This window comes from Maritimimonas sp. 2405UD52-3 (assembly GCF_056591715.1).
The window spans coordinates 178,637-193,382 of the sequence record NZ_JBWQOL010000005.1 but is presented as its reverse complement, the minus strand read 5'-3'; the positions used below and the strand labels follow the sequence as shown (position 1 = coordinate 193,382).

The following is a 14,746-nucleotide window of genomic DNA, read 5'->3' as shown; positions in this document are numbered from 1 at the left end:
AATTATTCATGAAAGTAGTCATTTTAGCTGGCGGGTTTGGAACCCGACTATCAGAAGAAACAGGTATAAGACCCAAACCAATGGTCGAAATAGGTGGTAAACCAATATTATGGCATATTTTAAAGTCTTATTCTTACTACGGCTTTAATGAGTTTGTAATTCTTTTGGGCTATAAAGGACATATGATTAAAGAATATTTTGCTAACTACTTTATACATAACTCCAGTATAACAATAGACCTTAAAAACAATGAGGTAAAAACATTAAATAATCAGTCTGAAGATTGGAAAGTTACTTTACTAGATACGGGTTTGAATACTATGACTGGGGGTAGAATTAAACAAGCAAAATCTGTAATTGGAAATGAAAAGTTTTTGCTTACTTATGGAGACGGTGTTTCAGATGTTAATTTAGATGAATTGGTAAATTTTCATAACTCTCATAATGGTATTATTACTATGACTACCGTTCAACCACAGAGTAGATATGGAACGATTGATTTTGGTGAAGACGATCAACTTGTAAAGTCTTTCGAAGAAAAGCCTGAAGGAGAAAGAGGATGGATTAATGGAGGTTTTTTTATGTGCGATTCTGAAGTTTTTGATTATATAGAAAACGATTCGACAAGTGTTTTTGAAAGAAACCCTCTAGAGAATATATCTAAAGATGATAAATTATATGCTTTTAAACATCATGGTTTTTGGAGAGCGATGGACTCGTTGAAGGATAAGAATGACTTAGAAAAATTATGGAATGCAAATAAAGCTGCATGGAAAACCTGGGCATAGACTCATTATTTAGTCTGTACAAGGACAAAAAGATTCTCCTAACTGGTCATACCGGTTTTAAAGGATCATGGATGGCTATTTGGCTTCAAAAATTAGGAGCCGAAGTTGTTGGAGTAGCACTAGATCCTAAAACAGAATTTGATAATTTCAATCTTTGTAATTTATCTTCTTTAGTAAAAGATATAAGATTAGATATAAGAAACAAAAGAGCTTTAATAGAAGTCTTTAAAAAAGAACAACCTGAAATTGTTTTTCATTTAGCCGCTCAACCCTTAGTCATAGAAAGTTACGAAAATCCACTAGAAACTTTTGAAACTAACACTCTCGGTACAGCTAACATATTAGAAGCAATTCGCTTGACTGATTCTGTAGAAGCAGCATTAATGATAACTACAGATAAAGTATATCATAATGAAGAATGGGTATGGCCTTATAAAGAAGAAGACAGATTAGGAGGATACGATCCATATAGTGCTAGTAAAGGTGCTTCTGAGATTGTAATTTCATCTTATAGAGATTCGTTTTTTAATCCAAGTAATTATACTAAACATAAGAAGTCAATTGCATCGGTTAGAGCTGGCAATGTGATAGGTGGAGGTGATTGGTCGGAAAATAGGATAATACCAGATTGTATACGATTTATTGAAGAAAATAAAGCTATTGAAGTAAGAAGTCCTAAATCTGTTAGGCCTTGGCAACATGTTTTAGAGCCTATATTTGGATACTTAATGCTTGGAGCTATGATGCAAAAAGATCCTGTAAGATATGCTGAGGCATGGAATTTTGGACCAGAAGCGGATAACGTCGTAACAGTTGAAACATTAGTTTCACTATTAATTGCTAAATATGGCTCAGGGCAATGGATTGATAAGTCTGATAAAAATGCACCTCATGAAGCCAAATTATTAGCACTAGATATCAATAAAGCAAAATATTATTTAGGCTGGAAACCAGCTTTAAACATAGAAGAAACAGTTGAGTTTACTGTCAACTGGTATAAAAAATATAAAGAAGCCAATGTGTTGAATTTATGTCGTCAACAAATTGATGCTTACTACGAGCTATGGAAATTAAAGAACGAAAATTAAAAGGTGTTTATGAAATCACATTAAAACCCCTTAGTGATAACAGAGGTTTTTTTATGAGAGCTTTTGATGATACGATTTTTAAAGAAAAAGGAATTGACAGAAAGTGGGTACAGGAGAACCATTCTCGATCAGAAACAAAAGGAATCATAAGAGGGCTACACTTTCAAATACCACCATATTCTGAAACTAAAATGGTTCGTTGTATTAAAGGAGCCATTTTAGATGTATTTGTCGATCTTAGAGAGGGATCTGATACATTTGGTCAATGGGATAGCATAGAACTTACCGAAGAGAATAAAAAAATGATTTTTATTCCTAGAGGCTTTGCCCATGGCTTTTGTACTTTAACAGATATAAGCGAAGTATTATATAAGGTAGATAATTACTATACGCCATCGGCGGAATTAGGCTTATTATGGAACGACAGAAACATTAATATAGACTGGTCGGTGATAAACCCCAAACTTTCAGAGAAAGATTCAAAAAACTTAACATTAAATGAGTTTATTACTAAATATAATTCTATAAAATTATGAATGTAAGATTATTCAAACCTTCCGTAGGTAAAGAAGAATTGCAAAATATATCGGAGGCTTTTGATAGATCGTGGATTGGTCTTGGTCCTAATGTCAATGAATTTGAAAGGCAATGGGAAGAATACATTGGAGTAAAGCATGCAATCGGGTTGAACTCTGCAACAGCGGCACTGCATGTGGCTTTGATGGTCTTTAATTTTCCTAAAGGAAAGAAAGTATTAGTTCCGTCACAAACATTTGCGGCTACAGCTTGTGCTGTTTTATATAATGGTCTAATTCCGGTATTTGTAGATTCTGATCCTATTACTTTAGGGATGGACCTAAACGATATGAAACAAAAATACACTGAAGATTGTGTAGCTATTATGCCGGTACATTATGCCGGTCATCCTGTTCCTATGGATGTAGTGATGGATTTTGCTAAAGAAAAGAATTTGAAAGTAATTGAAGATTGTGCGCATACAACTGGGGCTTTGTATAAAGGGAAACCTCTAGGTACTTGGGGTGATTTTGGTTGTTATTCATTCGAAGAGAAAAAATTAATGACAACCGGTGACGGAGGAATGATTGTTACAAATAATTCTGAACTCATTAAAGATATTAAAGCATTTCGTTGGGTAGGTATTGATAAAGATAATTGGAAAACGGCACAATCATATACCGATGCGAATAGAGATGCAATGCATTGGTTCTATGAAATTAATGTATTAGGGTACAAGTATAACATGAATGATTTATCAGCATCTATCGGCTTGGCACAGCTAAAAAAACTCGATGCTATGAATGAACGCAGATCAGCTATTATTAGAATGTATTTAGATGGTATTAAAGAAATAGATGACCTTGAACCGTTAGTGCCTTTTGAGCCAGAAACATACGTATATCAAATGTTCGGCATTAGATCTGACAGAAGAGATGAACTGATGATTTATCTTAAATCAAAAGGAATAGCGACTGGTTGCCATTATACTCCTTTAACTTTACAGCCATTATTCAAACCTTATGCTAAAGGCTGTGAGTATATAGAAAAAGAAGGTGATAGATTAATGACATTACCTTTGCATTCAGATTTGACAAATGATGAGGTAAATTACGTCTTAAAACATTTAAAAGAGTTTAATGCTTAGGTATAAAAACTATACATTAATAAAGCCAAATTCTGAGCAATCAGATAAAATCTTAGATGTAATTAATAATAATGATGGGTCTGTTTTTCAGGAAGTAGATCTAAATAAGATTGTTGAAAGAGAATTTCAAACAGAATTATTTTATTTAGTAGATGACCCTGAAAATATTAGTAACTTATCTCCAGTTCATGTTGAAAAAAGCAAGTTTGGACTAAAAAGATATCATTTTAAGCCACTTTACGATATTCCTTATGCAGGCTTTGTGAAAGATGAACTGGAGACAAATTATAATGACTTTTCGGTAGGTTTTTTTGATTCACTAAACTATTGTGGTCTTCCTATGATTCACAATAATGAAAATATTAATTCAACATTACAAAAAGGAGAAACTTGTGTGGTTGACCTTAGTTTGAAAGCTGAGGATATATTCAAAAATGTTATTCATTCCAAGCGCAGAAATATGATCAGAAAGGCTCAGAAATCAGGAATTTCTGTAAAGACCTTTTTTTCAAGTGGGGGTCTTACTGATTTCTGGCCTATATTAAATGAATTACATCAAAAGTTAGGATATACTCACCTTAAAGAGAATTATTACAAGACACTTATTGATCACTACGGGCCTAAAAAGCAAGCTATAATTTTAGTTGCTTTTAAAGAGGAAAAACCTATATCTGGAATTTTTGTTATTGGTAATAAAAATTCTATGTTGTACTATAAAGGAGCATCGACTTTTGGAGTAAAAAATGAAGGGCAAGGTGAATTGTTGCAATGGGAAGCAATAAAACTTTCAAAATCTTTAGGAGTGAAGAATTATGACCTTTGTAATTTGCAAAAAGAACAATTACCGTCAATTTACAAATTCAAAACGGGTATTTCAAATAACATAATTAGTTATCCGGTATATAAAAAAGCATCAATTGGATACAAAATAGTTAATAAACTTATAAGATAAGTATGATTAATGCCTTTTTAAACAAGTTACTTTTTAGATTAAATAATTCATCTTGTAAGATTGGTAGAAATGTTATCATCTCTAGAGAGACTAAAGTAAGTGATAACTGCAGATTAGCAAGGAATTGCCAGTTATCAAAAACTGTTAAATTAGGTAAGAATGTTGAAATTGGAGAATATTCGAAATTAAGAAGTATATCTATTGGAGATTATTCTGTTATTGAGAGCGGTGTTAGAGTAGTAGGTACTGAAAAAGGAAACATTGTATTAGGTAAACATTGTTATTTTGGGCTTAATAATATTTTAGATACAAGCGATAATATTACAATTGGTAATTATGTTCATATTGCAGGACCTTCAACAGCGTTATGGTGCCATTCATCAGCAAAAATGGCTTTAAATAGTATTCCTTTAAAAGATAAAGAAAAAGATAAGTTTAGACCTACGGCTCCCATTTTCATTGAGGATAATGTTTATATAGGTGGAAATTGTACAATTTATCCGGGAGTTTCAATTGGACATCATTCTATTGTTGCACCAAATAGTGCTGTGACTAAATCGTATCCTCCATATTCTTTAATTGGGGGTGTTCCAGCAATTATGATAAAGAAAATTGAAATAGACTTTGATAGTTATTATTGATTATTTGTGTTCTATAAAATTCCTTTTGTAATTGAAGATAAGAAAATCTTAGTAAGAACATATGGAATTAGATTTATTGAACGAACAATTAATATTTTAAATACAGTGGTGAGAATTGAATAATTTAAAACAAAAATCAATAGACGGTGTATTTTGGAACCTGCTAGAAAAAATAGGTATTCAGTTAATAAGATTGGTGTTGGGTGTAATATTAGCACGACTTTTGACTCCAACAGATTATGGTCTTATTGGGATGATAACTGTTTTTATTGCTATATCGGTTATGTTTATAGATAGTGGATTTGGTCTGGCTTATATTCAAAAACAAGATGCTGATGATACTGATGCCAGTACAATTTTTTATTTCAATTTATCTGTAAGTATTTTTTTCTTTATTATTTTATGGTTTGCAGCACCTTTAATTTCAAATTTTTATGAAGAGGTTCAATTAATTGAGTTAGTTCGAGTATTGAGTTTAGTTTTGATCATAAATTCTTTTGGCTTAATTCAAAGAACAAAATTGACAAAAAATGTAGATTTCAAAAAAAAAACCATCTTAAAGCTGATAAGCGCTATATTATCTAGTACATTCGGAATTATCGCCGCATTATTAAATTATGGAGTTTGGAGTTTAGTGATTTATAGAATTGTAAAGGCTAGTATTGAAAGCATAGGATTGTATGTTTTATATAAATGGAGACCACTTCCTTACTTCAGTATTAATTCTTTAAGATCAATGTTGTCTTTTAGTTCTTGGGCTTTGTTAATGGGTATCTTATCTACCATATTCAATAATATTTATTTAATTGTAATTGGTAAATTTTTTCCTGCCGCTCAGCTTGGTTTTTATACAAAGGCCAAACAATTTGACCAAACATTATCGAGAACAACGTCTCATGCTGTTGGAACAGTGGCATTTCCTGTTTTTTCAAAATTACAAGAAGACAAAACCGCACTAAAAAATGCTATGAGAAAATTTTGCCAACATACCTTATTTTTCGTTGTTCCTTTAGGAGCTATTTTTTTTGTTATGGCAGAACCATTCTTTCTATTGTTATTGACTGAAAAATGGTTGCCAATGGTACCCTATTTTCAATTATTATTAATTGCCGGAGTTTTATACCCTATTCACATGGTTAATATACAGGCATTGACTGCTCAAGGTAAAATGAAATTAAACTTTAACATATCCGTTTTAAGAAATATTCTACGAATTATAAATATCATTATTATGTATCGCTTTGGGGTTGTATTTATTATTTATGGTGAAATAGTAGCCTCATTTTTGGGCTTATTGATCAATACATATTATACAAAACGAATGGTTAATTATGGCATTGTTGAACAATTGAAAGATGTTTCTATTTTATTTTTTATTTCAGTAATTCTTGCTGCATCAGGAATATTTTTTATGAATGAAATTAATAATAATTATTTAAAAATTGCTTTTACTATATTATTTATAGCAAGTTTTTACTTGCTGGGGATGTATTATTTAAATAGAAAATTATTAATAGATAGTATAGAGATTATAAAAAGTAAAATAAGCAGAAAAAATTAGAGGACGAATAGTATAGTTTAATTTATTTTTGGTGAATAATATTTAAAATATGAAGAATAAAAAACCAGTATTAATTTCACAACCAACACTACCCGATCTTCATGATTTTGTTAAAAGTTTAGAAATTATTTGGGAGAAAAAATGGTTGACAAATAATGGTGAATTTCATCAGGAATTTGAAAAAAAACTTGCTGATTATCTAGGCGTTTCCTATGTTTCCTTATTCTCAAACGGTACTTTAGCATTAATATCAGCATTACAGACTTTAAGAATTACAGGAGAAGTAATTACCACGCCTTATTCTTTTGTAGCAACGACGCATGCATTGTACTGGAATGGAATTAAACCGGTTTTTGTTGATATTGATCCCGTTTATGGTAATATTGACCCTCTAAAAATTGAGGCAGCCATAACCCCAAAAACAACGGCAATAATGCCCGTTCATGTCTACGGTAACCCTGCAAATGTTGAAAAAATTGATGAGATAGCCGATATCTATGGTCTTAAAGTAATATACGATGCTGCCCATGCATTCGGGGTTAAAAAAGAAAACAATTCAATTTTAAATTTTGGTGATTTATCTGTACTCAGTTTTCATGCAACTAAAACATTTAATACAATTGAAGGAGGAGCTATTATCTGCAACGATGAAAAAACAAAAAAAAGGATAGATTATTTAAAGAATTTTGGGTTTGCTGATGAAACAACTGTTATTGCACCTGGTATAAATGCAAAAATGAATGAAGTACAGGCGGCTTATGGTTTATTACAATTAAAGTCTTTTGAAAAGCAAACTGAAGAACGAAAAGTAATAGCGAATGAGTACAGAGAATTGCTGAATGATGTTGATGGAATTCGTTTTTTAAATGATATACAAAGTGTAAAGCATAATTATGCATATTTCCCCATCTTTATTGACCCCGCAAAGTATCCGCATACAAGGGATGAGTTGTATCATAAATTAAAAAGTAATGGTATTCATGGAAGGCGGTATTTTTATCCTTTAATAAGCGAATTTCCTACTTATAGAGGTTTACCATCATCAGATGCTGTAAATTTAAAAAATGCTGCTGAAATTACTCGACAAGTAATTTGTTTGCCAATTTATCCTGGACTGTCAAAAGATACCATTAAAGAAATTGCAAAAATTATATCCCAATAAGTATGAAGAGCGTAAAAAATGTAATATTATTTAAAATCTTCATTTCAAAGCTATTAAGATTACCGAATTTATGATAATACAATTGAGATGATCATATTATTATGAATGAATTTTTTACGATGTAGTATGAATAAAAAACGCCTCTTGATTTTAGGTGGATCATTTTTTCAGTTATTTGCAATAAAGTATGCTAAGAAATTAGGATATTATGTAATAACATGTGATTACTTACCCAATAATCCTGGACATAAATTTTCAGATGAATATCACAATGTAAGCACAACTAATCTTGAAGGAGTATTAGAACTAGCAAAAAAAATAAAAATAGATGGAATATTAGCCTACGCATCGGATCCGTCGGCGCCTACAGCTGCATATGTTTCAGAGAAACTAAACCTTCCTGGAAACCCTTATGATTCTGTAAAGATTCTTACTGAAAAGGATTTGTTTAGAGATTTCTTGAGTAAGAATAATTTTAATGTTCCATATTCTAAAGGCTATACAAGCTATAACGAAGCTTTAGAAGATATAGATAAGTTTACCTTTCCTATTATGGTTAAACCCGTAGATTCTTCAGGAAGTAAAGGTGTAACTAAAATTATTAGCCGTTCAGAATTAGAAGACGCTTTCAATTTTGCGTTATTATATTCGAGAAATAAAAGAATTATAATTGAAGAGTTTATAAGTAGTAAAGATTGTCAATTACATGGAGATGCTTTTGTTTTTGAAGGCAAAGTAGTATTTTGCTATTTAGGCGATCAATATTTTAATGAACATGTAAATCCTATAGTGCCCGTTTCAACAGTTTTACCTTCAGTTCAAAATAAGCCTAAATTGCTTGAAATTGAAAGTGAATTACAAAAATTGATTGATATACTTGATATGAAGCACGGAGCTTTCAACATGGAGGCAAAAATTGACAATAAAGGAAGAGTGTTTTTGATAGAAGTTGGACCTAGAAGTGGAGGAAATTTTATACCCAAATTGGAACAATATGCAAGCGGCTTCAATTTGGTCGAATCATCAATTGAAGTTGCTATGGGTAACTATAAAAGTGTACAATCATATAGTAAAAAGGGATATTATGCTCAATATATTTTACATAGTAAAATTCCAGGTAAGTTTAAGAAAATAGTGATTTCAGATTCTATAGAAAGTAATATTCTCGAAAAACATATTTTCAAAATTAGAAATGAAGAAATTAATGCTTACAATGGTTCAAATACTGCGATTGGTGTTTTATTGCTTCAATTTTCTACTGCCAAAGAAATGCATGATAAAATATTGAATATGAGTAAATATGTAAAAATAGAGCTAATGTAATTTTTCTATTTAAAGTTAACTTAAATGAATATATGCTTTTATGAATGCTATTGGTGGATATCTAGAACTTGAATTGAATAATTATGGATCGGTTTATCACGACGCAGGAACAGCATTAAATACTGGGCGAAATTCTTTTGAGTATATCTTATTTAATAAAGACTATGAAAGAGTTCATATACCTTATTATACATGTGATGTTATACTTCAGCCACTTAAAAGATTGAAGATTGATTTTGAATTTTATCATCTAGATAAGGATTTTCTACCGGTAAAAAATTCAATTGGAGAAAGGGAAGCCTTACTTTATGTGAATTATTTTGGAGTAATGAATAGTCAAGTTGCACATGTGATAAAGTCTTTTCAGAATGTTGTAATTGATAATTCGCAAGCTTTTTTTGATAAACCTATAAAAGATGCACCAACATTTTATTCTCCTCGCAAATTTTTTGGGATACCTGACGGAGGTTTTGCATATGTAGAATCCAAAATGAATATTACATTAGAACAAGACAATTCTTTAGATCGTATTTCGCATCTAGTTCAGAGAATAGAGAATGGGGCAGAAAAAGGTTATAAAGCATTTATTGCTAATAAAATCAAACTAAATGACGTGTCTTTTCGCAACATGTCTCAATTAACATTTAAATTATTGCAAAACATAAATTATGAAAGCATTAAGGAAATTCGAAATAGAAACTTTGAAATGATTCATAATTCACTTGGTCAGATAAATCAGTTAACCCCAATTTTGAAGACTTCTTTTATAAATGGACCTCTAGTATATCCTTTTTTGTTTAAAGGAAATAAAAGTTTAAAAAATAAACTGATTGATAAAAGAATTTTCGTTGCTACCTATTGGCCTAATGTAAAAATTTGGCTGAATAAAAAGAATACATATGAAGCTTATCTTCAAGATAATTTGATACCTATTCCAATTGATCAGCGGTATGGAGAAAAAGAAATGCATAAAATTATACACACAATTATAGAAAGTGTTTCTTAAAAGAACAAAACACAAAATTAGTTTAAGTAGATTATAGATTTATGTCTTCAAAAGAAATTTTTTTAGAAAAATATCTAAAAGTTCCAGTTAAAGAATTTCAAAATGATGTTTGTAAGAAACCTCTTGTATCTGTATGTGTAATGACCTATCAGCACGTTAATTACATAACAAAGTGTTTAGATGGAATTTTAATGCAGCAAACAAATTTTGATTTTGAAATTTTGGTGGGTGAAGATGCGTCTTCAGATGGCACAAGAGATATTTGCGTAGAATATGCAAAAAAATACCCAGATAAGATTAGATTATTTTTACATTCAAGAGAAAATAATATTCATGTGTATGGAAAGCCTACACCTAAATTTAATGGAACTTATAATTTATACTCAGCTAGAGGTAAATATATAGCTCATTGTGAGGGAGATGATTATTGGACCGATTCGTTAAAATTGCAAAAGCAAGTAGATTTTTTGGAATTAAATAGTGATTACGGAATGATTTATTCTGATATTATTATGATTGATGAAAATGATAATATTATTAAATCTACAGATTTTCATAAAAAAATTAAATCTTTGTATAAGAGCGGATTCATTTTTTGGGAACTTTTAGAAGGTAATTTTATTAATAACCTAACCGTATGTTTTAAGAAAGATTTATTTTTAGATTATTTAGAAAGGTTTGGTGAAGAATTCGCGTATGATTATAGATGGTGGTTACATATCTCTACTTATACAAAAATTAAATATATAGATGAAAAGTGGGTTCATTATAGATTTCATAATTTAGGAATAAGCAGATCTAACGATTTTTTTGTTAAAAGAGTACCACTTGTACAGCAATCGGGGCTTGTGAACTATATGTCGGTAGTGAATTTTAAATCTGATTTTATTAACCGCACCATTTTTTCGAAAACATCATATAATATTCTAAAAAATAAAAATATATCTTGGCAAGAGAAGGCTCCTTTAATTACTATGCTAAATAAGTCTCCAAAATTATGGATTTATTTACTCAAATGGGTTGTTATTGATAAATTCATGAAAACATTGTTTAGAAAATTTCATTTGTTGTAAGACAAAAGAATGGATAAAAAGAAGTTTCAATATATTGATTATATTTTTTGGATTTTATTTATAATATATTCCAATCCTGGAGGTATTTTACAAGCCTTAGGTTTGATGAGAAGTGAAGGATCTATTTCGATAAGAGATTTATTATTTTTTTTATTATTTGGCTGCTATATGTTTGTTAGACAAGGTAAACCCGTTGTCAAAAGCGACTTATATCATAAATCAATAAAATATTTTATTATTTTTGGATTATATTACTTCATTGTTTTTGGATATATTACGCCTACTTTTAAATCGTCGGGTGGTTATTCTTTTTTTTCCTTTTTAAAGAAAAGTAGAACGGCAATTTATAATTTTCTTTTATTTATAACTGTTTACCATTTCTATTTGAGAAGTAATGTGCTTTTTTTTAGAACATTATTTTTATCATCAATTGGGGTTTTAATACTTTTCATCGCAACTATAGTCACAGGAATAGAAATTTTGCCATTAGATACAATGAATAGAAGTTTCACAAGAGCTAAAAGAATATTTTTAAAAAGTTATGGTTTCATGGCATTATTAATTCCTATAGGAGCTGTTGTTATCGTATTTTTTAAGAAAAGATTTAAATGGAAAAATATAATTTTACTTGCCTTTGGATTGATGTTTTTAGGGTGGCTGTTATCCATTACTAGAAGACATATAATTGGCACTTTTTTATATATTTTTTTGGCTTTAACTTTGTTTAACTTTATCGAACATAAAGCGCTAATTTCAGTTAAAAAACTTTTTTCAGTATTATTATATTCAATTGTTCTTGGTTTTATTATATCGTTAAGCTTTCCAAAATATATTCAAGCTGCCTCAGACGCATTAGAAGAGGCCATGTATGTTGCTAAAACTGGTGAATCATCTACAGGAGGGCAAGATGCTAGATTAGGTTTTGGAAAAGATTTTATGCAGAATTTAATAAAAGATAATACATATTTTGGAACAGGCTTTGACAATCGTTGGAGAACAAAAGAAGGAGATGAGCAAGGTTATGAAGCTGCTGATTATCCGTTCTTAGGTGCAATAGCAATGACTGGGATTTTTGGAATCCTATTTTTTATTCCAATTTATGTTTTATTAATTAAATCGTTGATTTTTGATATTAAATATTTAAGAAAACAAAAAGTAAATTACTATTCGATGGAATTTTTTGGATTAATTTTATTTATAGTTTATTGGGTATATAATTTAATGCTTTATATGAATTGGTTTTCACCAGTATCTTTACCATCTAGATATAGTTGGTTTGTTTATTTAGCTATGTACTTTGCATCTAGACAGTTGTTTTATACTTCACAAACGAAAGAAAAAATTGAGTATGAATACAAATGATACAGAAAAAACAGTAATAATTGTTTTGAATTATAACCAAAATGAATATACATTAAAATGTATTGACTCTATATTAAAATCGAGTTATCAAAATTTTTTGTTATTGGCTATTGATAATGGGTCAACTAAAGAGAACCAAGATGAGTTGATACGGAAATTACCTAAAGATAAAAGATTACTATTTAAAGTAGTTAAAGAGAATAGCGGATATGTTGGTGGTATAAATTTTGGCTTGAATGAAGGTGCAAAATTAAGCCCTGATAACTATTTAATCATGAATAATGATACGATACTTGATGAAAACGCAATCGAAGAACTATTGAAAACGTATAAAAAATTCAATAAAAAAGCAATAGTTACAGGTAAAGTGTATCATTATGATGAACCAAATAAGCTTCAGTTTGTTGGTTATGAGTATACCAATAAAAAATATCTTATTAGTAAAGTTTTAGGCGTTGATGAGTTGGATAAAGGGCAATATGATTCTATTCAAGAACGCGACATGTTAGATGATATTTTCTGGCTTTTTCCTGCTAAGCTTTATGATGAAATTGGTGGATATTGTGATTATTTTTGGTTCAATTCAGAACAAGCGGACTTTGGCCTTAGGGCTAAGAAAGCAGGGTATAAATTAGTGTTTACCCCACATGCTAAATTATGGCATAAAGGCAGTGTTTCGGTAGGGGGTAGAGATAAAAATCCAAGATTAGCTTATTGGACGGTTCAAAGCAAACTTATTTTAAAATTTCTACATTTAAAAAAAACGCGGTTTTTCAGATTTTACTTAAAAACTGTCATGAGTGTAGTAAGAACATTTATAAAATCCATTTATTACTACTTATTTAGAAATGAAAACCTATTTATATATGCACACGCCAAATATAGAGGCTTAACATATTTCAATAAATGGTTGTTCAAAAAGAATAAAAATACGGGATACAATCCGTTTTAAACTTATAGAGAATTAATCATATGAAGAAAACTTTGATTTACATAAGCGATTTTGGTGGCGAATCACAAGTTTTAAATCTTCTCAAAGAAGCTGAACTAGATGAATACATTAATGACATTTATTTACTGGTAGGTGAAAGTAATGATGATAAATGGCGAGCTTTAATTGAAAAAACCAAGAATACTGGCATTAAAGTTTTTAGGTTTAAGCAGTACCCAAATTATCATTTTTTTAATTTCCTTCAGTCTCGAGAACTGAATTCGGTATTAAAACAGATCTTATCAGATAATACAATCATTCATTTGCGCGGGGAAACATTTTCTTTATTAGTAAGTCGCATTGTTAAAAGAACCAATTTTTCTAATGTAAAAATTATCACTGATGTAAGAGGGGCGAGTTATGAAGAAATTTCACTTTATAGTAAGATAAAGCAACCTTTTTTGAAATTGAAATTATATCAATTAAAGAGAAATTTAAAGTACTTAAATAAAAGTAGTGATTATATTTCATGTGTATCAACAAGACTGAGAGATTATATAGTTGAGAAATCAGGATTTGACAAAGAGAAGATATATGTAAATCATTGTATTGCCGGTGATAGTTTTAAATTTTCAAGCTCAATAAGAGAGGAGTTTAGAAAAAAATTAGATTTAGCTGAGAAAGACGTACTTTTTCTTTTTATGACATCTGGAAACTCGGCTTGGCAAAATACAAATGAGATTATCAATCAAATTGCTCAAAATGGGTATAAGATTTTAAACTTGTCAAGAAAAAAGATAGCTCATAATAATGTTATTAATTTATTTGTTCCTTATACCGAAGTTTCTAGTTACTTAAATGCTGCAGATATAAGCATCGTATGGAGAAACGATGATATTGTTAACCAAGTTGCAGCTCCTATAAAGTTTAGCGAATATGCGTGTTCCGGTTTACCAGTTGTTGCTAACACAGGGGTTGAATTAATAAATAATTATATAAAGACATCAAAATTTGGTCTAACAATTAGCAATTTTAATGAGCTACAACCAGAAATGATTAAAAAACTGATTTCATTAGATAGGCAAGTAATTAGTGAAAGAGCACATCAATTATTTTCTTTAGATGTTATCTCAAAGAGATATATTTCAATGTATAAAGATGTATTGAAATTGTAATAAACATTTACTCCAAGCTAT

The 14,746-nt window shown here is 29.9% G+C and carries 14 protein-coding genes; all 14 read left to right on the top strand.

Going from position 1 to position 14,746, the window contains the following annotated elements:
• Window positions 1–8 precede the first annotated feature (8 nt).
• Window positions 9–788 (top strand): glucose-1-phosphate cytidylyltransferase, encoded by a 780-nt coding sequence (gene rfbF / locus AC1EU5_RS12775; protein WP_480192789.1) that lies wholly within the window; start codon window positions 9–11, stop codon window positions 786–788.
• Window positions 770–1,876: a CDP-glucose 4,6-dehydratase gene (gene rfbG / locus AC1EU5_RS12770; protein ID WP_480192788.1), complete on the top strand. Its 1,107-nt coding sequence runs from the start codon at window positions 770–772 to the stop codon at window positions 1,874–1,876. Before rfbF ends, rfbG begins: the two co-directional genes overlap by 19 nt.
• On the top strand, window positions 1,852–2,412 hold the full coding sequence (gene rfbC / locus AC1EU5_RS12765; RefSeq protein ID WP_480192787.1) for a dTDP-4-dehydrorhamnose 3,5-epimerase: 561 nt from the start codon (window positions 1,852–1,854) through the stop codon (window positions 2,410–2,412). The genes rfbG and rfbC overlap by 25 nt, the downstream gene beginning before the upstream one ends.
• Entirely contained in the window at window positions 2,409–3,539 is a 1,131-nt protein-coding gene (locus tag AC1EU5_RS12760) for a DegT/DnrJ/EryC1/StrS family aminotransferase (RefSeq protein ID WP_480192786.1), read from the top strand. The genes rfbC and AC1EU5_RS12760 overlap by 4 nt, the downstream gene beginning before the upstream one ends.
• Window positions 3,532–4,491, top strand: coding sequence for a peptidoglycan bridge formation glycyltransferase FemA/FemB family protein (locus AC1EU5_RS12755; protein WP_480192785.1), 960 nt, complete (start codon window positions 3,532–3,534; stop codon window positions 4,489–4,491). The genes AC1EU5_RS12760 and AC1EU5_RS12755 overlap by 8 nt, the downstream gene beginning before the upstream one ends.
• A 2-nt stretch (window positions 4,492–4,493) precedes the next feature.
• Window positions 4,494–5,132 carry a DapH/DapD/GlmU-related protein gene (locus AC1EU5_RS12750; protein ID WP_480192784.1) on the top strand — a complete coding sequence of 213 codons (639 nt, stop codon included), beginning with the start codon at window positions 4,494–4,496 and terminating at the stop codon, window positions 5,130–5,132.
• A gap of 115 nt (window positions 5,133–5,247) precedes the next feature.
• A complete protein-coding gene (locus AC1EU5_RS12745; protein WP_480192783.1) occupies window positions 5,248–6,693 on the top strand; it encodes a lipopolysaccharide biosynthesis protein in 1,446 nt (481 codons plus the stop codon).
• 49 nt (window positions 6,694–6,742) lie between these two features.
• Window positions 6,743–7,855, top strand: a complete 1,113-nt coding sequence (locus AC1EU5_RS12740) for a DegT/DnrJ/EryC1/StrS family aminotransferase (RefSeq protein WP_480192782.1) — start codon at window positions 6,743–6,745, stop codon at window positions 7,853–7,855.
• 126 nt (window positions 7,856–7,981) lie between these two features.
• Complete coding sequence (locus AC1EU5_RS12735) at window positions 7,982–9,178, top strand: ATP-grasp domain-containing protein (protein ID WP_480192781.1); 1,197 nt, start codon at window positions 7,982–7,984, stop codon at window positions 9,176–9,178.
• A gap of 40 nt (window positions 9,179–9,218) precedes the next feature.
• Window positions 9,219–10,184: a hypothetical protein gene (locus tag AC1EU5_RS12730; protein WP_480192780.1), complete on the top strand. Its 966-nt coding sequence runs from the start codon at window positions 9,219–9,221 to the stop codon at window positions 10,182–10,184.
• 41 nt (window positions 10,185–10,225) lie between these two features.
• The gene (locus AC1EU5_RS12725) at window positions 10,226–11,257 is read left to right on the top strand and encodes a glycosyltransferase (protein ID WP_480192779.1); all 1,032 of its coding nucleotides are present in this window, start codon (window positions 10,226–10,228) and stop codon (window positions 11,255–11,257) included.
• A gap of 9 nt (window positions 11,258–11,266) precedes the next feature.
• Window positions 11,267–12,619 carry an O-antigen ligase family protein gene (locus AC1EU5_RS12720; RefSeq protein ID WP_480192778.1) on the top strand — a complete coding sequence of 451 codons (1,353 nt, stop codon included), beginning with the start codon at window positions 11,267–11,269 and terminating at the stop codon, window positions 12,617–12,619.
• Window positions 12,606–13,571 carry a glycosyltransferase family 2 protein gene (locus AC1EU5_RS12715; RefSeq protein WP_480192777.1) on the top strand — a complete coding sequence of 322 codons (966 nt, stop codon included), beginning with the start codon at window positions 12,606–12,608 and terminating at the stop codon, window positions 13,569–13,571. The genes AC1EU5_RS12720 and AC1EU5_RS12715 overlap by 14 nt, the downstream gene beginning before the upstream one ends.
• Window positions 13,572–13,591: 20 nt before the next feature.
• Window positions 13,592–14,725, top strand: coding sequence for a glycosyltransferase family protein (locus tag AC1EU5_RS12710; RefSeq protein WP_480192776.1), 1,134 nt, complete (start codon window positions 13,592–13,594; stop codon window positions 14,723–14,725).
• Window positions 14,726–14,746: the final 21 nt, after the last annotated feature.

Excerpts from the sequence above, each read along its gene's own strand:
- rfbF (WP_480192789.1), top strand. The coding sequence starts at position 9 with ATGAAAGTAGTCATTTTAGCTGGCGGGTTTGGAACCCGACTATCAGAA.
- rfbG (WP_480192788.1), top strand. The coding sequence starts at position 770 with ATGGAAAACCTGGGCATAGACTCATTATTTAGTCTGTACAAGGACAAA.
- rfbC (WP_480192787.1), top strand. The coding sequence starts at position 1,852 with ATGGAAATTAAAGAACGAAAATTAAAAGGTGTTTATGAAATCACATTA.
- AC1EU5_RS12760 (WP_480192786.1), top strand. The coding sequence starts at position 2,409 with ATGAATGTAAGATTATTCAAACCTTCCGTAGGTAAAGAAGAATTGCAA.
- AC1EU5_RS12755 (WP_480192785.1), top strand. The coding sequence starts at position 3,532 with ATGCTTAGGTATAAAAACTATACATTAATAAAGCCAAATTCTGAGCAA.
- AC1EU5_RS12750 (WP_480192784.1), top strand. The coding sequence starts at position 4,494 with ATGATTAATGCCTTTTTAAACAAGTTACTTTTTAGATTAAATAATTCA.
- AC1EU5_RS12740 (WP_480192782.1), top strand. The coding sequence starts at position 6,743 with ATGAAGAATAAAAAACCAGTATTAATTTCACAACCAACACTACCCGAT.
- AC1EU5_RS12735 (WP_480192781.1), top strand. The coding sequence starts at position 7,982 with ATGAATAAAAAACGCCTCTTGATTTTAGGTGGATCATTTTTTCAGTTA.
- AC1EU5_RS12730 (WP_480192780.1), top strand. The coding sequence starts at position 9,219 with ATGAATGCTATTGGTGGATATCTAGAACTTGAATTGAATAATTATGGA.
- AC1EU5_RS12725 (WP_480192779.1), top strand. The coding sequence starts at position 10,226 with ATGTCTTCAAAAGAAATTTTTTTAGAAAAATATCTAAAAGTTCCAGTT.
- AC1EU5_RS12720 (WP_480192778.1), top strand. The coding sequence starts at position 11,267 with ATGGATAAAAAGAAGTTTCAATATATTGATTATATTTTTTGGATTTTA.
- AC1EU5_RS12715 (WP_480192777.1), top strand. The coding sequence starts at position 12,606 with ATGAATACAAATGATACAGAAAAAACAGTAATAATTGTTTTGAATTAT.
- AC1EU5_RS12710 (WP_480192776.1), top strand. The coding sequence starts at position 13,592 with ATGAAGAAAACTTTGATTTACATAAGCGATTTTGGTGGCGAATCACAA.